Origin of the sequence: Faecalibacterium sp. Marseille-P9312 (assembly GCF_902497445.1) — a bacterium.
Classification (GTDB): Bacteria; Bacillota; Clostridia; order Oscillospirales; family Ruminococcaceae; genus Faecalibacterium; species Faecalibacterium longum.
Map to the genome: position 1 here is coordinate 22,171 of NZ_CABVEW010000011.1, position 21,616 is coordinate 43,786.

A 21,616-nucleotide genomic window follows, 5' to 3' on the forward strand; every position below is an offset into this window, starting at 1 on the left:
CCGTCTGAACTTACCCATTCCGAACGGCATTGCTTGAACTTCAAGCAACAAGCCGCTGCCAGTTGGCAGCGGCTTGTTTTTGTTTGCAGCGCAAAAACAGCTCGACTATCTGCACAATTTTTCGCAGACTGTTTTAGTAAGATTGTCAAATTTTTGTCTTGTTTTGTTCATGATTGGGGCGTATAATGCTATGAAGCCGGGGCGAAATGGAATACTGCCCCTAAAAGGAAGTGTTACTGATGCGCAGCTGGTTTGCACGCCATCCCATCTCTTTCATGGCTCTTTACACTGTATTTTATCTGACCGCGTTCCACTGGCTCGAGGTGAATATCACCGTCCCTGCCATCTGGGTACACTGCCAGCTGGACGATGTCATCCCCTTCTGCAAGTACGCCATCGTCCCCTATTTTGCATGGTTCGCGTGGATACCCTTTACCCTGTTCTATCTGCTGCGGCACGGCGAGCGCAGCGACTTCTGGCGGGTCTGCCTGTGCCTCTTCGCCGGCATGACCATCGCGCTGAGCTGTTATGTCCTTCTGCCCACAGGGCTTGCTCTGCGGCCTTACCGGGTATATGGCAGCGACATCTTCGCCCGTCTGGTGCGGATGCTCTATGCCGTTGACACCGCCCGGAACGTCTGCCCCTCCATCCACGTTTTCAACTCGGTGACCCTGATGATCGGCTACCGCCGGAGCCGTTGCTTCGACGAGCCGGGCCGCCGCTGGATGCGGCCTGCTGCGAATGTTCTGGGCGTGGCCATCATCCTGTCCACCATGCTGCTCAAGCAGCACAGCTGCATCGACGTGGTGCTGGGCGCAGCGCTGGCCTTTGCGCTGGATGCTGCCGCCAGCAGCCTCGAGCGCTCGGGAGAGATGCGCCGCATTCCGCAGCGGCTCTGATAACGTGTCCCCTCGGCGAAGCCGTCCCCCCTTTCTGAAAGCAGAAAAGACCTTCAAGTTCTCTTCATGAAAACTTGAAGGTCTTTTTGTGTATTGAAGATGAAGTTCTTTGCGCGCTGGTGGCGCGGGGTAAAGCGCTTTTTCATTAAGGCTAATGTTCTCTTTTGATGTCAAAAGAGAACCAGAAAACCACCAGCGATTTCGACGCGCTGGATCCACGAGAAAGGGGCTGCTCGCCCCTTTCAGACCCCGAAGGGGTTGTCGAAACGGAAAAAAGCTAGCCGCTTCGCTTAACGCTTTTTTCTCGTTTCTCCGATTTGCTGCTTCGCAGCTGGTGTTACCTCTCTGCTGACGGTAACGTCCAGCAGAAACGTGAAATCTTCGGCGGAGCCGTAAATGGGAGAAGCACAAAAAAATGCGTTTAGCGAAGCGGCTAGCATTTTTGGGCTTCGACCTCATCTTCGGAATTGTTAAGGGCGAGCAGCCCTTAACTCGTTGCGGGGAGAGTGGAGTCCAGAGGTAGGGAGGGGGGATTCGAAACACCCCTCCCTACCTCTGGCCCGCGCGGAGCGCAAGCCATTTGACCAAAAGAAAAAAACCGCCCCGCGCCACCAGCGCGAGAACCATTTCTGGTTCTCTTTTGACACGCAAAAGAGAACTAAGCTCTCCGCAAAAGCAATTTATAAATATAAAAAGACCTTCAAGTTCTCTTCATGAAAACTTGAAGGTCTTTTCTTGTTTCAGTTATTCAAACAGCCCTTCCGGCAGACAGATGTCTTTCTTCGGCACCTTATCCCACGAAAAGTCTTTGATGAGGCTTTCCGGCGTCCGAGGCGCAGGCTCTTCCTGCAGGCCGTAGGCATAGGCCAGACGGCCCACGATGTCCTCGGCCGTATAGCGGGCGCGAAGGTTCTCAAGGCTCTGGTCGCCGTCCCGCTTGGAGAGCCGCCGCCCATCCGACGCCAGCAGCAGAGGGCAGTGAGCGAACTTCGGTGCAGGCAGACCCAGAAGCCGGTACAGATAGAGCTGCCGCGCCGTAGAGGAAAGCAGGTCGGCCCCGCGCACGACTTCGGTGACGCCCATCCGGGCGTCGTCCACCACAACGGCCAGCTGATACGCAAATACGCCGTCGGCGCGGCGGAGGTAAAAGTCACCGCAGTCGCGCAGAAGGTTTTCTGTATGTTCGCCCATACAGCCGTCGGTGAAGGTGATGTTCTCGTCCGGCACCATGAGGCGGTAGGCCGGGGCTTTCTTTTTCCGCTTTTCGGCGATTTCTTCGGCTGTCAGCCCCCGGCAGGTGCCAGGATAGATGACGTTGCCGTCCGAGGTGTGGGGCGCACTGGCGGCATGGAGCTGACTGCGGGAGCAGAAGCAGGGATAGACAAGCCCCCTGGCTTCCAGCTTTTTGTAGCTCTCGGTGTAGATACCGCTGCACTCGCTCTGGTAATATGGCTCATGGGGGCCGCCCTTGCTGCCGCCCTCATCCCAGAAAAGGCCCAGCCACCCAAGGTCTTCTTCCAGCTGGTCAGCGTACTTGCGGGGGCAGCGCTCCGCGTCCAGATCCTCGATGCGGAGAACGATCCGCCCGCCCTGGCTCCTGGCGCTCAGCCATGCAAGGAGGCTGCACGCGAGGTTGCCCAGATGGAGCCGCCCGCTGGGGCTGGGGGCGAACCGCCCGACGACAGCGCTCACAGGCCCAGCTTCCACTCCCCGTCCTTCGGCTGGAAGATGGGGGTGTTGTAATACTCTGCCACGGCCTTTGCCATGTACTCGGCGTCGGCGCAGCTTGCCGTCTCCATGGCGGAGTGCATGGCCAGCTGACCCAGACCGATGTCCACCATAGGCATCAGGATCTGATGGCCCAGCAGATTGCCCAGCGTGGAGCCGCCCGGCACATCTGCGCGGTTTGCGAACACCTGCACCGGCACACCGGCCTTCTTGCAGATGGCGGTGAAGGCTGCACCGGTGAATCCGCTGGTGGTGTAGGTCTGGCGGGCATTATACTTCAGCAGGACGCCGCCGCCCATCACGACGGGGTTGGCAGGGTCGCTCTTTTCGGGGTGGTTGGGATGGGTGGCGTGGCCGTTGTCGGCGCTCAGCACCAGAGAGTTGGTGCGGGCGCGGATGCTCTGCTCCCTGCTGACGCCCAGGCTCTCCTCGATGCGGGCCAGCACATCGGCCATGAGGGTACCCTGCGCGCCCTGACGGCTGGAAGAGCCGACCTCTTCGTTGTCGAACATGACCCAGATGTCTCCGCGGCCTTCCTCTTCGCCGCGGCCCTGCAGGAAGCCCCACAGGGTGGTATAGGCGCACTCGAGGTCGTCGATGCGGCCGGACATGAAATACTCGCCGTTCAGGCCCATGCGGACAGCCTTCTCACGGGTGGCGAGAACCAGATCAGCGTCGAGGAGGTCCTCGGCCTTCACGCCGGCCTCAGCGGCCAGGACTTCTTTCAGGTTTCCGCCCTTGCCGCCGAAGATGGGCTGCAGATCGACCTGCGGGTTATACTTCATGCCGTTGTTCAGGTCGCGGCTAAAGTGGATGCAGAGGTTCGGGATACAGGCCAGCGCACGGTCGGGGCAGACCAGACGACTCTCGATGCCGTTCTCGGTGCGCACCAGCAGACGGCCTGCCACGGTCAGCGGGCGGTCGAGCCAGGAGGGCATGATCATGCCGCCGTAGCCCTCGACCTCGGCCTTGGCGAAGACCTTGTCCTCCGTGTCGAACTGCTTGATGCGCCAGGTTGGCGAGTCGCTGTGGCTGGCGGCTGCGTGCCAGCCGGTCAGCTCACCCTTGGGCATACGCCATGCCAGCACGGCAGAGCCGTTGCGGGTGGTGTAATACTTGCCGCCGGGGGCCAGCTCCCACGCGGCGCTCTCGGGGCAGTTCACATAGCCCTCGGCTTCCAGAATGGCGGCCGCAGCAGCCGTGGAGTGGAAAGCACTGACGCCGGCGTCCAGAAAACGGAAAAGCTCTTCTATCGAAAAAGATGCATTCTTCATGGTTATTTTCTCCTTGGTATTTTAACGATCCATATATCTTTTATTATAGCCCGCTGCGCCGGAAAGGTCAATCCGGCCCCACTGCACGGCCCCTTAAAATTTGTTCGTGGCAAGGCCAATTGACAACCGCGCGGCAGAACAGTATACTAGTCTCAGAGAGATATTTTCCCCGGCCTGCGGGCCGGGCGCAGATAGAAGGAGGACATCCCCTATGACTCAAAATCGCATCCTTTCGCTCCTTGTGAGTGCTGCTCTGCTGTGCGGCCTGCTGGCAGGCTGCTCCAATACAAACGGCGACGCCTCCCACGCAAGCTCTTCGGCTTCTGAGCCGTCCAGCGTCAGCAGCGAGAGCGCCCCAAGCAGCACCGCGCAGGCTGACACCTCCGGGCTGTTCAACAAAGATTTCGACGAGAACTCACTGTTCAGCGTAGACGGCACTGCAGCCGCCTTTGAGCCCAGCCTCGGCTGGGGTCCCGGCGTGTCCGGCTGCTCCCTCAAGAGCGTGCAGGCCGCAGCCACCCTGCTGGTCTGGGCCGACGAGGCAAACCTCTCTGCCCGCACGGAAACAGCCATTGAGGACGCCTACACCCAGTGGTACGACAACCTCTCCGACTCGGAGCAGGAGGGCTTCGCCGAGGCATGGCCCATGATAAAGGACGATGCCGCTGCCCTGCTGGAAGACAAGGACGCCATGGCAGGTCGTCTGGAGGACGTGGGCCTCGACGCCAAGGAGCTGACCTTCTCTGAGAAGGACTGGAACGCCCTTGAGGATGTCGTTGACCCCCTCGTGCCGGAGGCAAAGGGCGAGTATTAAATCACAGAGAAAAGGCCGGACGCCTTTCCGCTTTGATGCGGGAGGCGTCCGGCCTTTGTTTTATCGGGATCAGACTTTCTTGAGGGTGTAGGCGCGGGTACCCATGCCGACCTTCTCGGCCTGCTCGAGGGTGGCTTTCCACTCGATGTTGGGGTTAGAGTCCTTGAAGTTGTCGTGGTGGCAGTTCCAGCCCGGGGTGACGAGGTTCTGGCCCAGCTGGCTATTGGGCAGCGGAGCGGCGTTCAGGCAGGCGTCAGCGCAAGCCTGGTCGAGGGCCACCGGGTCGAAGGAGGCGAACATGCCGATGTCCGGCAGGATGGGCGCGTCGTTCTCGCCGTGGCAGTCGCAGTTGGGGCTGATGTCCTGCACAAGGCTGATGTGGAAGGTGGGACGGTCATGGCAGACGGCGGCGGCATACTCGGCCATCTTGCGGTCCAGCATCTCGTTGGCGCTGTCGCACAGGGCATAGATGGCGTCGAAGTTGCAGGCACCGATGCAGCGGCCGCAGCCCTTGCACTTGTCCTGGTCGATGACGGCCTTGTTCTTCTCGTTGTAGCTGATGGCGTCGGAGCCGCACTCCTTGGCGCAGCGATGACAGCCGCGGCAGAGGTCTTCCTGCACCGCCGGGTGGCCGGAGGCGTGCTGCTCCATCTTGCCGGCGCGGGAGCCGCAGCCCATGCCGATGTTCTTGATGGCACCGCCGAAGCCGGTGGACTCGTGGCCCTTGAAGTGGCTCAGGCTGATGAAGATGTCGGCGTCCATGATGGCGCGGCCGATCTTAGCGGTCTTACAGTATTCGCCGTTCGGCACAGGCACCTCCACCTCATCAGTGCCGCGCAGGCCGTCGGCGATGATGACCTGACAGCCGGTGGTCATGGGCCAGAAGCCGTTCAGCTGGGCGCAGGTCAGGTGCTCGAGGGCGTTCTTTCGGCTTCCCGGATACAGGGTGTTGCAGTCGGTCAGGAAAGGCATACCGCCCTGCTCCTTGCACAGGTCGGCCACCACCTTGGCGTAGTTGGGGCGCAGATAGGCCAGGTTGCCCAGCTCGCCGAAATGCATCTTGATGGCGACGAACTTCCCCTCCATGTCGATGTTCTTGATGCCTGCCGCGATGCACAGGCGGCGCAGCTTTTCGGTGAGGCTGGTACCTACGGGACAGCGGAAATCGGTATAGTAGACGGTCGATGCTTCCATCGGTTTTTCCTCCTGTTTTCTTTGACAATTCAGGTGCGCAGCTCCTGTTTGCCGCGCTCATACTCTCTGAAAAAATATTATAGCACGCCGAACGGACAGGCGCAAGAAAAGCCCCTCGCCGGGGCGAGGGGCTCAGAAGACCCGAGTTCGATTTTACACCATTGCAGACACCACTGCCACGGCCAGCACCACAAGGCCGAGAGCGATGCGGTAGATGCCGAAGAAGGTGAAATTGTGGCGCTTGACGTAATCCATCAGGAAGCGGATGGCCGCCAGGCTGACCACGAAAGCCACTACGCAGCCCACCGCCAGCACAGCCACCTCGGTGCCGGTGATGGCGGCACCGGAGACGGCGAATTTGAGCACCTTGAGCAGGGATGCGCCTGCCATGACCGGGATGGCGAGGTAGAAGGTGAACTCCGCCACGCAGGCGCGGGAGAGGCCCAGCAGCAGGCCGCCCACGATGGTCGCGCCGGAACGGGAGGTGCCGGGGATGATGGCCAGCATCTGCCAGACGCCGATGATGAGGGCGTCACGGTAAGTGATCTGTTCCAGATGGGTGACGTGGGGCGCAGTGCGGCGGCTCTCCACCACGAGGAACAGCACACCGTAGAGGATGAGCATTGCGGCCACGGTGATGTAGTTATAGAAGTGAGCCTCCATCCAGTCGTCCAGCGGGCTGATGACCAGCACCGGCAGGGTGGCGGCGACCACCTTGAACCAGAGCTGCCAGACGCTGGGCTTGGAGATGACGCGGCCATGCCGCAGGCCGAAGGGCCACAGCCTGCCCCAGAACAGCACCACCACCGCAAGGATGGCACCCAGCTGGATGACCACGCGGAACATGGACATGAACTCTTCGCTGGCGTTGAACTTTACCACCTGTTCCAGCAAGATCATATGGCCTGTGGACGAGATGGGCAGCCACTCGGTGATGCCCTCCACGATGCCCATCAAAATCGCTTTGATGATCTCAAGAAACATATAAGCACTCCTCCTGCCGCACGCCGGGCGCACGGGCTTTTGTGATCCTTATCATCATACTGTTTCAGTATACCATATTCCGACTCTCTGCGCACCAGGAATTCAAAAATTTTATCTCTGGAATCCCCTACAGCTTTTCTATTTATCTGCGGGGAAAAATATGCTATACTGGGATGTAGATTTATCGGAGACGAAGTTCAATATATATTTTACAGCGAGGTAATTTCATGAACATTCTTGTAATCGGCTGCGACCAGGTGGGCGCATCGCTGGTGCGGGACCTGGAGCGCATCGGCCACGACATCTCCATCATCGAAAAGGACTCCGAACAACTCAAGCGTCTGGACGCCTTCGATGACTACACCTTCAGCGGCAACGCCCTTGTGGGCGACCCCACCGACCCCGACGTACTGCGTCAGGGCGGCATCGAGAACTGCGATGCCGTGGCCGCCGTCAGCGAGGACGACTCCCTCAACCTGATGGCCGCTCAGATCGCCAAGAGCCTCTTTCAGCGCGAAAAGGTCATCTGCCGCGTCTCCGACCCCCACCTGCAGGTGCTCTACCACAAGGCCTACGAACTGGACACCATCTGCCCCACCGTCCTCACCGAGCAGGCCGTGTTCCGTTCTCTCGCCAAATAATCGATACCATTTGTATAATGAGGTAGTGTTATGAAAGTTTGTATTGCCGGCGGCGGGCGTGTGGGCCGGTATCTGGCTCAGAGCCTGCTGGCCAACCGCCACGAAATCGTCATCATCGAGCCAGTGGAGAGCCAGTGCCGGATGCTGGCCGATACGCTGGACATCCCGGTCATCTGCGGCGACTCCATCAGCGTGGACACTCTTCGCACCGCCGACGTTGCCAGCTGCGACGCCTTTGTGGCTGTGACCGGCTCTGACGAAGACAACCTTGTGGCCTGCCAGATCGCCAAGCGGGAGTTCGGCGTAGACCGCACCGTGGCCCGGGCCTCCAACCCCAAAAACCGCGAACTGCTCCACACCCTCGGCGTGGACACCGTGGTCTGCGGCACCGACAACCTGAGCCACATCCTCGAGCGGGAGATCGAGACGGATACCATCCGCCAGCTCCTCTCTCTGGGCGGCGGCACGGCCAGCCTGAACGAGATCTTGCTGCCCGAGAATTTCCTCTACGCGGGCAAGGCCATCATGGACATCCCCATCCCGGGCGACACCATCCTGATCAGCATCACCCGCGACACCGAGTTCATCATCCCCCACGGCAGCACGATCCTGATGCCCTGGGACCACATCCTCTGCCTGACCCGTGACGACAGCCTGCACGAGCTGACCGAGGCCTGGGGCCTCAGCGGTAAGTGACGGAGCAGGAGCTGCGGCGCACCGCCGTCATCATCCCGCCTACTGGCCGGGCCGTCCTCTGCGTCTGGGCGGCGGTGCCGGGGCTGTTCGCTGCGCCCTTCGTGTTCTGGCAGAGCGTCGCCGCCGGAGCGGGTTTCTGCCTGCTCTGGGGCTTTCTGGTCTACTGCCTCTGGGCGCGGGCCTGCAGCTTCGCCGCCGTGCTGGGGGAACGGACCGTAACGGTCTACTCCGGCGTTGCGCTGCCGGTGCGGCAGGTGCTTCCCCGCCGGGCCGTTACCAGCGTCCGGCTGCTCCGGACGCCCCTGCTGCGGCTGGGCGGCGTCTCGCTGCTCATCGTGGCAGCCCCGGGCGCGAAGCTCTTTCTGCCCGCCATCCCGGCCAAGCAGGCCGGGCTCCTGGCTCACATTCTGGCGGAGGATGCACCATGACCCGACAACGGCATTACCATCCTCTCGCCGCCCTCCGCTTCCTGCGCAAGGCGGTCGTCGTCTGCCTGCTGCCTCTGGCGAACGCCCTGCTGGAATTCAGCCTGAACGCTCTGCTCACAGCTCTGCGGCAGGACGCCGCGCTTCTGCTCTTCCTCTGCGGGGCCAGCTCCATCCTGCTGGAAGCCAGCAGCTGGGCGCTGGATGAGGCCGGTGTGCTCCGGCTGCGGTGGGCGTTCCTCTCCAAGCGGGAGCGCATCATCCGGGGCGAAGCTCTGGCCGCACTGACCATTGAGCGGCCGCTTTTCTTTCGGCTGCTCGGGGCCAGCCGGGTGGTGCTCTACCCGGTGGGCCAGCCTGCCAAGCGAGCCGTCACCCTTTATTTGCACAAAGAAGACGCGCAGGAGCTTGCCGACCGCCTGATGCCTGTCCGGGACCCGGTCTGCCACCGCCCTGCCGGGGGCGAGCGGGCCGCGCTGGTGGTTTTGGGTGCCAACGGCCTGTCCACGCTGGCGCTGACCTATCTGGCCATCCGACAGAGCCGACCATTTCCCCTCACCGCCGAGGCCGTGGCCCTCTCCCGGCTGAACCTCCTCGTCCGGTTCGCGGCCCACTGGCTGCCCGCCGGTGCGGCGTGGATGCTGGTGCTGGCCGGGGCGCTCTTCGGCATCAGTCTGGCCCGCAGTTTTGTCCAGACCGTTCATTATACGGTCTGGCACACTGCCGACCAGCTGGGCAGCCGGGGCGGCTGGCTGTCCCGGTTCGAGTTCCGGGTGCGGAGCAGTGAGATCAGCTACGCGGACGTCCGCGTCTCCCCCATCGCCCGGCTCATGAAGCGCTGGCCGGTATTCGTGGTGGCAGGCAGCTGCCGCCCGGAGCTGCCGCTTTTCGTCTACCGCTCCGGGCAGGAAGAGCTGTTCCGGGAGCTGCTGCCCGAGTTCCGGATGCCGCCCGACACCCGGCACGACCTCACCCACCGCAGCGCCGTTTTCTTTGCGCCTGCCGGCATCCCGTTCGGGCTGTGCCTGCTGCTGGTGCTGGTCTCCCGCAGCGTTCTGCCTGCCCTCACGGGGACATTGCTCATCCCGACAGCGGTATTTGCCGTCTTTCTGGCGGGCGGGCTGATGGGCTGGCTGAAAGAGGGCATCTGGCTCCGGGAGGGCCGGTTCACCCTGCGGCGGCAGAAGGGTGTTTATCTCCACTGTATCTGTGTGTTCCACCCGGATGTCTGCCTGCGCACCTTCCAATCGCCCTGGGCGGCACGTTATCAGCGCATGACGCTGACGCTGGCTCTGCCCGGGCAGGTGCGGCTCAAGGTGCGCAGCATCCCCGTGCGGGACGCTGCGCCCTGTCTCAACGCTTTGGAGCAGAAAACATAAAACAAAAGGAAGTCTGATTCTCATGATAAAAACCATTCTCTTCGATTTGGACGGTACCTTACTGAACACCATCGACGACCTGGCCAACGCGGCCAACTGGGTCTGCACCCAGCACGGCTGGCCGACCTTTCCAGTAGAGACCTACAAGCACTTCGTGGGCAACGGCATCCCGAAGCTGGTGGAGCGCTTTTCCCCGGAAAACGCCCGGACGCCCGAACAGCTTGCCGCCACGCTGGCCGAGTTCTCGGCCCGGTATGACGCCCACAAGGAAGACAAAACGGCCCCCTATCCCGGCATCCCGGAACTGCTGGCCGCGCTGAAGGCCGAGGGTGTCCAGACCGCCGTTTTTTCCAACAAGGCGGACGCTTTTTGTGGAAAGATCATCGAGCACTACTTCGGCCCGGACAGCTTTTCGCTGGTGCGGGGCAGCCGCCCCGGCGTACCCACTAAGCCGGACCCGGCTGGCGTCTACTCCCTGATGGCTGACCTCGGCGCAGACCCGCAGAGCACCCTTTTCGTGGGCGACAGCGACGTAGACATCCTTACGGGACACAATGCCGGTCTGCCCGCTCTGGGCGTTCTCTGGGGCTTCCGGGGCGAAGCTGAGCTGACCGCCGCCGGTGCCGATGCTCTGGCCGCAAAGCCGGAAGATATTCTGACGTATCTCCACCAGCACTGAAAAACAAAAGCACGGCCCTGCCGGGACGCTGAAATGCATCCTGGCAGGGCCGTAGTTTTTTTGCAAAAGGAACTGATGAAAAAATACCGCAAGTGAGCGTCTGAGCCATTCCTCAATCAAAGAAAAAACGATTCAAAAGCGCTATTTTACAATTTTCCGCTTTTCTGCTATACTCGAGCTATAGAACAACCCCCGGCAGAACACCGAGGAACATCGAAACAGGAGGTTGCAACTTATGGGCTTTTTAACTGGTAAAACCGCCATCATTACCGGCGCAGGGCGCGCTGTCCTGAAGGATGGGAGCTGCGGCTCCATCGGCTACGGCATCGCCACCGCATACGCCAAGGAGGGCGCGAACCTCGTCATCACAGGCCGCAATGTCAAGAAGCTGGAAGCAGCCAAGCAGGAGCTGGAAAGCCTCTACGGCATCAAGGTGCTGCCCGTGCAGGCCGATGTCTGCGCGGGCGGCGACAACGAGGCCACTGTGGCAAATGTGGTCAAGCAGGCTGTCGATACCTTCGGCGGCATTCAGGTGCTCATCAACAATGCACAGGCTTCGGCCTCCGGCGTGCCGCTGGCCGAGCACACCACCGAGCAGTTCGATTTGGCCATCTACTCCGGCCTCTACGCCGCTTTCTACTACATGAAAGCCTGCTACCCCTATCTGGCTGAGTCTCACGGCAGTGTCATCAACTTCGCTTCCGGCGCCGGCCTCTTCGGCAACTTCGGCCAGTCGGCCTATGCTGCCGCCAAGGAGGGTATCCGCGGTATGTCCCGCGTCGCCGCCACCGAGTGGGGCAAGGACGGCATCAACGTCAACGTGGTCTGCCCGCTGGCATGGACGGCCAAGCTCGAGCAGTTCAGGGACGCCTACCCCGACGCTTTCAAGGCCAACGTCAAGATGCCCCCCATGGGCCACTACGGCAACGCTGAGACGGAGATTGGCCGTGTCTGCGTCCAGCTGGCCATGCCGGATTTCAAGTATATGTCCGGCGAGACCCTGACGCTGGAGGGCGGCATGGGCCAGAGACCGTAAAACGACATCATCTGCTTCCTTGCATAACGAACCCCCGCCTGCACTATCCGGCAGGCGGGGGTGATTTTTTATGATGCAGTTTCCAGTGGGTCGGCTACGACCACAGAAGACTCATATAGTTCGATGGGGTCGAGGTCGATGCAGTTGCACGGGTCAAAATCTCTATTGACATCCCATGCCGCCGTATCATTCAGCACCGTCAGATGCTCCCGAAAGAAGTTTTCGTCCCGCATCGGCTCAAACACGCCGCCGCGTTCCAGAATCGGCTTTGCATCGTACAGCCGCACTGAGCCATCGCTGAAATAGAGATAAATCGTAAAGTTCTCTCCTGCAACCGCCTGCAGGACTTTCGGCATATATTCCATAGCGGCCCTCCTGTTCAAATCAAAGGCTCCACATGATTCAAAGGCTTTGCGTCTCTGGCAAGCTCCCAGTTCTGCATCAATTCATCTTTGTGCAGTTCGCACCATGCCAGAATCAGCTTCAGCTGACGGCTTGGGAGTGCTCCACGGATCACACAGGCATTTTGAATATCAATAAGTGCTTTACAGCCACCATATTCCGCGTGAAAGTGCGGCGGGTTATGGTCGCTGTAAAACATCATGACCCTTATTCCGCAAAACAAACTGATTTCCGGCATACCGCACCTCCTTGTGTTTATCATTAGTATATCGCATTTTTTTTGATATGTCTATCATTGATTCCCGTATGGGTCAAATAAAAAAACGCCTTTGTGCCGATGTGCCCAGACGACAGCAACCACGGTAGACATTCCTGAAGATTGGGACCCGAACACTAAAAAAGCTCCTCAATCCTAAGATTGAGGAGCTTTTTTATGACCCGTACGGGAATCGAACCCATGTTACAGCCGTGAAAGGGCCGTGTCTTAACCGCTTGACCAACGGGCCTTAGAAATACAGAGCTTCGCTAAAACCTCCGACTTTCATCATCCACTATTGCGGACGACCGTCCCCCTTATCTTAGCGAAACTCTGTAATGTGGTAGCGGTAACTGGATTTGAACCGGTGACACTTCGGGTATGAACCGAATGCTCTAGCCAACTGAGCTATACCGCCATATTTATTTGTTGCACTTGAACAGTGCTTTATTATTATATCCAACAACCCCCGTTTTGTCAACAACTTTTTCAAAAAAATCTTCAATTTTTTCATTCTTTCTGATTTTAAAAATCTTCAATTTTTTCATTCTTTCTGATTTTATACGTCTGTACGCAAAAAGTCCCCGTCATCCTGTATGAATGGCGGGGACTTTCAACATTTTATTGGAGAATGGTGGAAAGCAGGCTTACTTCTTGTGGACAGGCACCATGACCTCGAGGCCGCCCATGTAGGGCTGCAGGACCTTGGGGATGGTAACGCTGCCATCGGCCTGCAGATGGTTCTCGAGGAATGCGATGAGCATACGCGGAGGAGCCACGCAGGTGTTGTTCAGAGTGTGGGCCAGATAGGTCTTGCCATCCTTGCCCTTGACGCGGATGTGCAGGCGGCGGGCCTGTGCATCGCCCAGGTTGGAGCAGGAGCAGACTTCGAAGTATTTCTGCTGGCGGGGGCTCCATGCCTCGATGTCGCAGCTCTTGACCTTCAGGTCAGCCAGGTCACCGGAGCAGCAGTTCAGCTGACGGACAGGGATCTCCATGCTGCGGAACAGCTCGACGGAGTTCTTCCAGAGCTTCTCGTACCAGTCAGCGCTCTCCTCGGGACGGCAGACGACGATCATCTCCTGCTTCTCGAACTGGTGGATGCGGTAGATGCCGCGCTCCTCGATGCCGTGAGCGCCCTTCTCTTTGCGGAAGCAGGGGCTGTAGGAAGTCAGGGTCAGGGGCAGAGTAGCCTCATCCAGAGTCTGGTCGATGAAGCGGCCGATCATGGTGTGCTCGCTGGTGCCGATGAGGTAGAGGTCCTCACCCTCGATCTTGTACATCATGGCGTCCATCTCAGGGAAGGACATGACGCCCTGCACCACGTTGCCGTGCATCATGAAGGGAGGGATGACATAGGTGAACCCCTTGTCGATCATGAAGTCGCGGGCATAGGCCAGAACAGCCTCGTGCAGGCGGGCGATGTTGCCCAGCAGGTAGTAGAAGCCATTGCCGGCCACGCGGCCTGCGGCATCCATATCAATGCCGTCGAAGCTCTCCATGATCTCGGTGTGGTACGGGATGGGGAAATCAGGCACGACCGGCTCACCGAAGCGCTGAGCCTCGACGTTGTAGGTGTCGTCCGGGCCGATGGGTACGCTGGGGTCGATCATCTGGGGGATGGTGTACATGATCTCCTGAATGCGTTCAGCCAGCTTTGCCTCCTCGGCTTCCAGCTCTGCCATCTTGTCGGCATCAGCCTTGACAGCGGCGTTGTTGGCGTCGATCTGAGCCTGCAGCTCGGCCTTCTTGGCCTCATCGTCGCACTTCTTCAGCTGGCCGAACAGAGGGCCGTTGGCCTTGCTCAGCTTGTTGCGGGCAGCCTTCAGGGACTCGACTTCCTTCAGGCACTCGCGGTACTTGGCGTCCTTCTCGATGACTTCGTCAACGAGGGGGAGCTTTGCATCCTGAAACTTCTTCTTGATGTTTTCCTTGACCGCATCCGGGTTGTCGCGGACAAATTTGATGTCAAGCATGATAACTCTCCTTATACTCTATTGCTTGCACAGGGGGCGTTCCCCGCTGTGCCGTTCAAAGGCGGTGTTCCCCGCCTTGGTACGCATTTCTAATAACTTTTCCGCTCAGGCTCTCCTATTAGGAGAGCTGTCGAGCGATCGCGAGACTGAGAGGTTTACTCCATATTATACTGCCCCAGCAGATTTGCAAAGGCTTTCAGCTGATCGTCCGAATAGAAATGGACGGTAAGCTTTCCCTTGCCGTCGTGGTAGGCCACGCGGACTTCGCTGCCCAGCGCCTGCTTGAGGCTTTCTTCCACCTCCACCGGCAACGCACTCGGCAGCGGCGCGGCCACAGGCTCTTTTGCGGGCTTTGCCAGCTTTTTGCACAAAGCTTCGGCCTGACGGACGTTCAGCTGGTTGTCCGCTATCATCTGAGCCGCTTCCTCCTGCAGCTCCGGCGTAGGCAGGCCCAAAACGACCTTCGCGTGTCCGATCGTAATGAAGCCGCTTTTCAGCAGTTCCAGCACTGTTTCCGGCAGGCTCAGCAGCCGCAGGCTGTTGGCCAGTGCGCTCCGGCTCTTGCCCAGCTTGCGGGCGGCCTGCTCCTGGGTCAGATCGCAGCGGGTCATCAGCTCACGGATGCCGGCCGCCTCTTCCACGGGGTCGAGGTCTTCGCGCTGCAGGTTCTCCACCAGCGCAAGCTCCATGGCCTGCTCATCGGTCACGTCCTTGACGATGACCGGCACCTCGGTGAGGCCCGCCATCCGGCTGGCCCGCCAGCGGCGCTCGCCTGCCACGATGAGATAGCCGCCGGACGGCTTCGGGCGCACCGCAATGGGCTGCAATAAACCGTGCTCGGCGATGCTGGCCGAAAGCTCTGCCAGCGTCTCGTCGTCGAAGGTCTTGCGGGGCTGGCCGGGGTCTGGCTCAATCTCCCGCAGGGGCAGCGTCTCGATCCTGGTATCTGACTCAAAGCTGGGGGCGGCGTCCTCAAACAGACTTTCCAGCCCCCGGCCCAGTCCTCCTCTTCCTTTTGCCATTGGTCTCCTCTCTCCCTCAGCCGTCCATCTTCACATCGGCCAGCCCCATCGTCTCGACCGGTTCCGCTGCAGCTTTTCCGCGGCGGCGCTTGGGTGCAGCTTCGGCGGGGCGGTTGCTCTTCACGAACTCGATGGCAAGGTCCATATACGCCTCGCTGCCCTTGCCCTTCGGCTCATAGAAGTTGATGGGCTGGCCATAGCTGGGAGCTTCCGAGATGCGGATGCTGCGAGGGATGGTGGTCTGATACACCTTGTTTCCAAAGTATTTCTTGACCTGCTCCACCACCTGCAGTGTCAGGTTATAGCGGACGGAGAACATGGTGAACACCACGCCTTCGATGTCCAGATAGGGGTTGTACTTCTTGCGGACGGTCTTAAGAGTGCTGATAAGCTCCGACAGACCTTCCAGCGCGTAATACTCGCACTGCACCGGGATGAGGATGCTGTCGCAGGCGCACAGGCCGTTCAGTGTCAGCAGGTCAAGGCTGGGCGGGCAGTCGATGAAGATAAAGTCGTAATCCTTCTGGATGGGGGCCAGCGCCTTGCGCAGGCGGCTCTCGCGGCCCGGCAGGTCGATCATCTCAAGGCTGGCGCCCGCGAGGCGGGTGTTGGAGCCGATGACGTCGGTGCGGAACTCCGTCTTGCGGACAGCCTGCCGCGCGTCGGCCTCGCCAATGAGAATTTCGTATGTACCAATATCTACACTCCGCTTGGAAATACCATAACCGGTGGTGGTGTTGCCCTGTGGGTCGAGGTCTACGATGAGCACTTTTTTGCCCAGCGCCGCCACGCAGGACGAGAGGTTGACGGCTGTGGTGGTCTTGCCCACGCCGCCCTTCTGGTTTGCAACAGCAACGATTTTTGCCACGCTACTTGCTTCCTTCCGGGAAAAAGATTTGTTCCACATGGAACATTTCGAGGACGAAGCCCGCCGTTTTCCCCTCAGCAGGTCCCTTATACAGCTTAGTATAGCACATCAGCGCGGCTTTTTGAACCGGTTCTTTATAATTTTACGGTAGGAAATGCAGATTCAGCATCTATTTTTTGCATTCTTTGAGGTTAAAAATTGATTTTTGCAGTAAAGCTGTAGCGTTGAGGCAGCTTGCTTTGCATTAGAGCCAACTCTTCTTTAAGCAGGTTCGCGCGCTGGTGGCGCGGGGGATGTTTTCTTTCGGTCAAATTGCTTTGCGCTCCGCGCGGGCCAGAGGCAGGGCTGGTTTTTTCTTTAAGCTGGTTCTCGCGCGCTGGTGGCGCGGGGCAGGTTTTTTCTTTTGGTCAAGTGGCTTGCGCTCCGCGCGGGCCAGAGGCAGGGAGGGGTGTTTCGAATCCCCCCTCCCTACCTCTGGACTCCACTCTCCCCGCAACGAGTTAAGGGCTGCACGCCCTTAACAATTCCGAAGATGAGGTCGAAACGGAAAAAAGCTAGTCGCTTCGCTAAACGCTTTTTTCTCGTTTCTCCGATTTACGGCTTCGCCGATGGCGTTATGTCTTAGCAGAACTTTACGTCCAGCAAAAGCGTGAATTCTGCTGCGGAGCAGCAAATCGGCGGAGGCTCAAAATGCGGTTAAGAGATCTTCGTGCGAATGCACGAATCTCCAGCATTTTGAGTTGGAGCCCACCTCTCCGGGGTTACTAGGGGCGAGCAGCCCCTAGTTCGTGCCTCCCGCGCCTCGAAAGTAGCGGGTGCTTTTCTGGTTCTCTTTTGGCACGCAAAAGAGAACTTAGCCCAGCGAAAAAGCGCTCTACCCCCGCGCCACCGGCGCGTGAAGCCGCTCAAAAGAAAAAGAGCCAATGTTCCACATGGAACACTGGCCCTCTCCCCTCACCTCTGTGCCGCTGCCGTCGGGATGCGCACGGTATACTCAATGTACCCATCCCGCTCTTCCCGGTGCGCCGTTGCCGGTACACCGTTGTCCGTCATCAGGCGGATGGCGTGGTCGATGGTATTCACAAAAATGCGGACGTCCTTCACCATTGAGATGCGGTGACGTCCCGGGGCAGCTGCGTTCAGCAGCTGCTCGATGTACAAGTCTGTAGCCCGGGCGTTCATCTTCCGCTTGGCGATGGTGATGAGCGCTTCACTGCGGCGATTCTCCGGCAGGCGCAGCACTGCCCGGGCGTGGCGTTCCGTCAGGCCGTTGTCCAGCACGAACTGCCGCTGGTCCTGGGTGAGCTGCAATAATCGCAGCTTGTTGGCCAGCGTCGGCTGAGCCATGCCAAGCCGCTTGGCCGCCTCCGCCTGCGTACAGTCCCACAAGACCATCACATCCCGCAGGCCCTGCGCCTGCTCGAAGGGGTTCAGATTCTCCCGCTGAAGATTTTCCAGAAGCCCCATCGCTGCCGTCTTGTCGTCGGCATAGTCGCAAAGGATGGCCGGGATGGTCTGCATCTTTGCCATCTTGCAGGCGCGGAGGCGCCGCTCCCCCGCCACCAGCTCATAGCCGTCTTCTTTTTTGCGCACGGCGATCGGCTGCAACAAGCCATTCTCCCGGATGCTGGCCGCAAGCCCCGCAAGCTCCTGCTCGTTGAAATTCGTCCGCGCCTGAAATGGCGACGGCTGGATGCTCTCGATCGGGAGAGCATAGATTTTTCCGGCAGATTTCTTTCTCTCAAACATGATACCGCCCCTTTTCGTCTGGAATCGTCATGGTTTTCCACCCTTTCCCGGGAAAACGTGGAAAAGTCAACTGCTTACATCCCCAGTTTACCAGAAAATAAAAGACCCTGCCAGAAGATTCGTTCGGCAGGGTCTTGCATTTTCTATTCGATGCTCCGTTATTTCAGCGGACTTTTCGCAATTTTTCCGCCGTTTCTGGGGTAGGCAGTCGGAGTTTGCGAAATCTTTTTGCAGAGGATGAGAGTGCGGGTATCGCCGCCCGGCAGATGGAGGGTGCGGGTCTCTTTGTACTCGCCGCCCAGCTTCTTGATGGCACCCCGGGCTGCAGCCAGCTCTTCTTCGCCGGAAGCGCCCTTCATGGCAAGGAAGTTTCCACCCACCTTCACCAGCGGCAGGCAGTATTCTGCCAGCATGGGCAGAGCCGCCACCGCGCGGGCCGAAGCCAAATCGAACTGTTCACGCCACGCCTTGCGAGCAGCTTCCTCGGCGCGCTCCTTGGCGAACTCCACACCGGTAAGGCCCAGCTGGCCGCAGGCGTATTTCAGAAACTCCACCCGCTTGCCGGTAGGCTCCATCAGGGTCAGCTCCAACTCGGGCTTGAAAATCTTCGTCACGATGCCCGGGAAGCCCGCGCCTGCACCGACATCCACCATCTTCCCTGCCACCTCAGGCTGAGAGGCAAAGAGCAGGCTGTCGAGGAAGTGCTTGTCCTCGATGCCCTCCGGGTCGGTGATGGCGGTCAGGTTGACCTTCTGGTTGTACTCCACCAGGATCTCCGCAAAGGCGTCCAACTGGTCGAGCTGGGTTCCGGTGAGCGCGATGTTCCATGTGGAACATTTCTGTTCCAGTCGGTTCTTATCGATCATAAACTTATCCTCATTTCACAAAAGCTTATCGCAATTTTCAAAAATAGCATGAATCAAACAGGTATATTGCTGTCTCTCACGCCGGTGGCGCGGGGGATGTTTTCTTTTTCGGTCAAATGGCTTTGCGCTCCGCGCGGGCCAGAGGTAGGGAGGGGTGTTTCGAATCCCCCCTCCCTACCTCTGGACTCCACTCTCCCCGCAACGAGTTAAGGGCTCCTCGCCCTTAACAATTCCAAAGATGAGGTCGAAGCCCAAAAATGCTAGCCGCTTCGCTAAACGCATTTTTTTGTGCTTCTCCCATTTACGGCTCCGCCGAAGATTTTACCTTTCTGCTGAACTTCACGCCCTGCGAGGGCGTAACACCCGCTGCGAAGCAGCAAATCGGAGAAACGAGAAAAAAGCGTTAAGCGCAGCGACTAGCTTTTTTCCGTTTCGACTACTCCTTCGGGGTCTGAAAGGGGCGAGTAGCCCCTTTCCCGTGCCTCCCGCGCCTCGGAAGTAGCGGGTGCTTTTCTGGTTCTCTTTTGGCACGCAAAAGAGAACTTAGCCCAGCGAAAAAGCGCTCTGACTCCGCGCCACCGGCGCGACAACCATTTCTGATTCTCTTTTGGCGCGCAAAAGAGAACTTTAGCTTCTCTTCGCCGCCAGCGCAATACTCAGCTGTGCCACATCCGACGGCGACACGCCGGGGATGCGTCCCGCCTGCCCCAAGTTTTTCGGGCGGATGCGGGCCAGCTTCTCGCGGGCTTCCAATGTCAGGCCAGTGAGCTCTGTGTAAGAGAAATCCTCCGGGATGAGGGTCTTCTCGTGGCGGGCCACCTCGTGTATCATCCGGTCCTGCCGGGCAATGTAACCCGCGTACTTGATTTCAGTTTCCAGACGCTCAGCCAGCATGGGCGTGATGCCCTCGCCCCAGCCTATAATTCCCGCGATGAGCGGATAGTCGATCTCCGGCCGGCGCAGCAGCTCTTCGGCAATGCCGCCCTCTGCGGCCGGGGCGAGGCCCGCTGCTTCCATCGCGGCGCGCAGGTCCGCCGTGCGCAGATGGGCGTCATGCAGACGGCGGCGCTCTGCGTCCAGCACAGCCTGCGTCTGCTGGTACTTTGTCCAGCGGTCGTCCTGCACGAGGCCGTATTCCCTGCCGATGGGCGTCAACCGGGTGTCGGCGTTGTCCTGACGGAGGGTCAGGCGGTACTCGCTGCGGCTGGTCATCATCCGGTAGGGGTCCATGACGCCCTTGGTCACAAGGTCATCCACCAGTGTGCCGAGATAGCTCGACTGCCTGGGCAGGATGAGCTGGCTTTCGCCCAATGCGTTCCGGGCAGCGTTCAGACCGGCTAGCAGGCCCTGCGCGGCGGCTTCCTCGTAGCCCGAGGTGCCGTTGAACTGTCCCGCACCGTAGAGGCCCCGCACCACCTTGCTTTCCAGCGTGGCTTCGAGGCTGGTGGGGTCTACGCAGTCGTACTCGATGGCGTAGGCCGGGCGCATGATCTCAATATTCTCGAAGCCCTTGATGCTCCGGTAGAATGCATTCTGCACATCCTCCGGCAGACTGCTGGACGCACCCTGCAGATACATTTCCTCGGTGTTCTCACCGCAGGGCTCCACGAAGATGGGATGCCGGTCCTTCCCTGCAAACCGCACTACCTTGTCCTCGATCGACGGGCAGTAGCGCGGGCCGACGCCCTCGATCATGCCGCCGTAGAGCGGGCTGCGCTGGATATTGTCCAGAATGATTCTGTGCGTCTCAGGGTTGGTGTAGGCGATCCAGCACTCCACCTTGTTGTGCATAGGCGCATCGGTCATGAAGCTGAAAGGCTGAAGTTCATTGTCCGGGTCGCCGGGCTGGCATTCCAGCTTGGCGAAGTCGATGCTCCGCCGATGCACCCGGGCAGGCGTGCCGGTCTTGAAGCGGCGCAGCGGCAGACCGGAGGCTTTCAGGCTCTCGGTGAGGGCGTTGGCCGCGTGCATCCCGTCGGGGCCGGAGGCGTACCATGCATCGCCCACAAAAATTTTTCCGCCGAGGTTGGTGCCGGTGGCGATGACCACGCACTTTGCGCCATACTCCCCGTTCAGCTGGGTGACGACGCCCTTCACATGGCCGTCCTCCGCCTCGATGGAAATGATTTCCGCCTGATGGATAGCCAGCCCCGGCGTCAGCTCAAGGGCGTGCTTCATATATTCATGATAGCGCTTGCGGTCGGTCTGGACGCGCAGGGCGTGGACAGCGGGGCCTTTGCCCTTGTTGAGCATCCGGCTCTGTAAATAGGTGGCATCTGCCGCAAGGCCCATCACGCCGCCAAGAGCGTCCAATTCGCGTACCAACGTGCCTTTTGCCGTGCCGCCGATGCTGGGGTTGCAGGGCATATTGCCGATGGCGTCCAAGCTCATGGTGAACACCGCCGTCTTTGCACCCAGCATCGCGGCAGCATGGGCCGCCTCAATGCCCGCATGTCCGGCACCGATGACGATAACGTCGTAGTCTCCTAAATGGTTCATACTTTCCTCTATTTGCAACATAAAATCTTCGGCGAAGCCGTAAATCGGAGAAACGAGAAAAAAGTGCAACAGCGACGACCGCCGCCTGCGGCGGATACAGGGAGGAGCTGTTGGGGCCGCGGTCAGCAGAACACGAGTGCCACTCAAGGCACGAAGTGGTCGCTGGGCACCGCAACCCGTCTTAGCGCAGCGACTAGCTTTTTTCCGTTTCGACAACCCCTTCGGGGTC

The 21,616-nt window shown here is 59.5% G+C and carries 20 protein-coding genes and 2 tRNA genes; 8 read left to right on the forward strand and 14 right to left on the reverse strand.

Annotated features, from left to right (window positions below):
- The first annotated feature begins 239 nt into the window (after positions 1-239).
- The gene (locus F3G95_RS09335) at positions 240-899 is read left to right on the forward strand and encodes a phosphatase PAP2 family protein (RefSeq protein ID WP_188117540.1); all 660 of its coding nucleotides are present in this window, start codon (positions 240-242) and stop codon (positions 897-899) included.
- A gap of 744 nt (positions 900-1,643) precedes the next feature.
- Here F3G95_RS09335 and gluQRS read toward each other — a convergent pair.
- Positions 1,644-2,591: a tRNA glutamyl-Q(34) synthetase GluQRS gene (gene gluQRS, locus F3G95_RS09345; RefSeq protein ID WP_149794716.1), complete on the reverse strand. Its 948-nt coding sequence runs from the start codon at positions 2,589-2,591 to the stop codon at positions 1,644-1,646.
- Positions 2,588-3,901: a M18 family aminopeptidase gene (locus F3G95_RS09350; RefSeq protein ID WP_149794717.1), complete on the reverse strand. Its 1,314-nt coding sequence runs from the start codon at positions 3,899-3,901 to the stop codon at positions 2,588-2,590. Before F3G95_RS09350 ends, gluQRS begins: the two co-directional genes overlap by 4 nt.
- A 211-nt stretch (positions 3,902-4,112) precedes the next feature.
- Between F3G95_RS09350 and F3G95_RS09355 the strand changes: the two genes are divergently transcribed.
- Positions 4,113-4,715, forward strand: a complete 603-nt coding sequence (locus F3G95_RS09355; protein ID WP_149794718.1) for a hypothetical protein — start codon at positions 4,113-4,115, stop codon at positions 4,713-4,715.
- Between the two features lie 69 nt (positions 4,716-4,784).
- Here F3G95_RS09355 and F3G95_RS09360 read toward each other — a convergent pair whose 3' ends face one another.
- Together F3G95_RS09360 and F3G95_RS09365 are read right to left on the reverse strand one after the other, a co-directional pair.
- Positions 4,785-5,909 (reverse strand): DUF362 domain-containing protein, encoded by a 1,125-nt coding sequence (locus tag F3G95_RS09360; protein WP_149794719.1) that lies wholly within the window; start codon positions 5,907-5,909, stop codon positions 4,785-4,787.
- A gap of 153 nt (positions 5,910-6,062) precedes the next feature.
- Positions 6,063-6,893 (reverse strand): undecaprenyl-diphosphate phosphatase, encoded by an 831-nt coding sequence (locus F3G95_RS09365; RefSeq protein ID WP_149794720.1) that lies wholly within the window; start codon positions 6,891-6,893, stop codon positions 6,063-6,065.
- A 227-nt stretch (positions 6,894-7,120) separates the two neighbouring features.
- Here F3G95_RS09365 and F3G95_RS09370 point away from each other — a divergent pair, with 227 nt between their 5' ends.
- The 6 genes from F3G95_RS09370 to F3G95_RS09395 all read left to right on the forward strand — a co-directional run bounded on the left by F3G95_RS09370 (position 7,121) and on the right by F3G95_RS09395 (position 11,749).
- Entirely contained in the window at positions 7,121-7,534 is a 414-nt protein-coding gene (locus F3G95_RS09370) for a TrkA family potassium uptake protein (RefSeq protein WP_015565069.1), read from the forward strand.
- Between the two features lie 30 nt (positions 7,535-7,564).
- Positions 7,565-8,230: a TrkA family potassium uptake protein gene (locus F3G95_RS09375; protein WP_149794721.1), complete on the forward strand. Its 666-nt coding sequence runs from the start codon at positions 7,565-7,567 to the stop codon at positions 8,228-8,230.
- Positions 8,227-8,658, forward strand: coding sequence for a PH domain-containing protein (locus tag F3G95_RS09380; RefSeq protein WP_149794722.1), 432 nt, complete (start codon positions 8,227-8,229; stop codon positions 8,656-8,658). The genes F3G95_RS09375 and F3G95_RS09380 overlap by 4 nt, the downstream gene beginning before the upstream one ends.
- Positions 8,655-10,034, forward strand: coding sequence for a PH domain-containing protein (locus F3G95_RS09385; RefSeq protein ID WP_149794723.1), 1,380 nt, complete (start codon positions 8,655-8,657; stop codon positions 10,032-10,034). Before F3G95_RS09380 ends, F3G95_RS09385 begins: the two co-directional genes overlap by 4 nt.
- A 22-nt stretch (positions 10,035-10,056) precedes the next feature.
- Positions 10,057-10,713: an HAD family hydrolase gene (locus tag F3G95_RS09390; protein WP_149794724.1), complete on the forward strand. Its 657-nt coding sequence runs from the start codon at positions 10,057-10,059 to the stop codon at positions 10,711-10,713.
- A gap of 235 nt (positions 10,714-10,948) precedes the next feature.
- Positions 10,949-11,749 (forward strand): SDR family oxidoreductase, encoded by an 801-nt coding sequence (locus tag F3G95_RS09395; RefSeq protein WP_149794725.1) that lies wholly within the window; start codon positions 10,949-10,951, stop codon positions 11,747-11,749.
- Between the two features lie 68 nt (positions 11,750-11,817).
- Here F3G95_RS09395 and F3G95_RS09400 read toward each other — a convergent pair whose 3' ends face one another.
- The 10 genes from F3G95_RS09400 to mnmG form a co-directional block, all read right to left on the reverse strand.
- Positions 11,818-12,114 carry a DUF2442 domain-containing protein gene (locus tag F3G95_RS09400; RefSeq protein WP_149794726.1) on the reverse strand — a complete coding sequence of 99 codons (297 nt, stop codon included), beginning with the start codon at positions 12,112-12,114 and terminating at the stop codon, positions 11,818-11,820.
- A gap of 14 nt (positions 12,115-12,128) precedes the next feature.
- Positions 12,129-12,389 carry a DUF4160 domain-containing protein gene (locus tag F3G95_RS09405; protein WP_015565063.1) on the reverse strand — a complete coding sequence of 87 codons (261 nt, stop codon included), beginning with the start codon at positions 12,387-12,389 and terminating at the stop codon, positions 12,129-12,131.
- Positions 12,390-12,585: 196 nt separating this feature from the next.
- Positions 12,586-12,657, reverse strand: a tRNA-Glu gene (locus F3G95_RS09410).
- 91 nt (positions 12,658-12,748) lie between these two features.
- A tRNA-Met gene (locus F3G95_RS09415) sits at positions 12,749-12,825 on the reverse strand.
- 229 nt (positions 12,826-13,054) lie between these two features.
- Positions 13,055-14,383 carry a serine--tRNA ligase gene (gene serS, locus F3G95_RS09420; RefSeq protein WP_149794727.1) on the reverse strand — a complete coding sequence of 443 codons (1,329 nt, stop codon included), beginning with the start codon at positions 14,381-14,383 and terminating at the stop codon, positions 13,055-13,057.
- Positions 14,384-14,538: 155 nt separating this feature from the next.
- Complete coding sequence (locus F3G95_RS09425) at positions 14,539-15,405, reverse strand: ParB/RepB/Spo0J family partition protein (protein ID WP_149794728.1); 867 nt, start codon at positions 15,403-15,405, stop codon at positions 14,539-14,541.
- Between the two features lie 16 nt (positions 15,406-15,421).
- Positions 15,422-16,273 (reverse strand): ParA family protein, encoded by an 852-nt coding sequence (locus F3G95_RS09430; protein ID WP_223386565.1) that lies wholly within the window; start codon positions 16,271-16,273, stop codon positions 15,422-15,424.
- A gap of 954 nt (positions 16,274-17,227) precedes the next feature.
- The gene (locus F3G95_RS09435; protein WP_149794729.1) at positions 17,228-18,022 is read right to left on the reverse strand and encodes a ParB/RepB/Spo0J family partition protein; all 795 of its coding nucleotides are present in this window, start codon (positions 18,020-18,022) and stop codon (positions 17,228-17,230) included.
- A 158-nt stretch (positions 18,023-18,180) separates the two neighbouring features.
- Complete coding sequence (rsmG, locus tag F3G95_RS09440) at positions 18,181-18,888, reverse strand: 16S rRNA (guanine(527)-N(7))-methyltransferase RsmG (protein ID WP_149794730.1); 708 nt, start codon at positions 18,886-18,888, stop codon at positions 18,181-18,183.
- A 627-nt stretch (positions 18,889-19,515) separates the two neighbouring features.
- Entirely contained in the window at positions 19,516-21,387 is a 1,872-nt protein-coding gene (gene mnmG, locus F3G95_RS09445) for a tRNA uridine-5-carboxymethylaminomethyl(34) synthesis enzyme MnmG (protein WP_149794731.1), read from the reverse strand.
- Positions 21,388-21,616 lie beyond the last annotated feature (229 nt).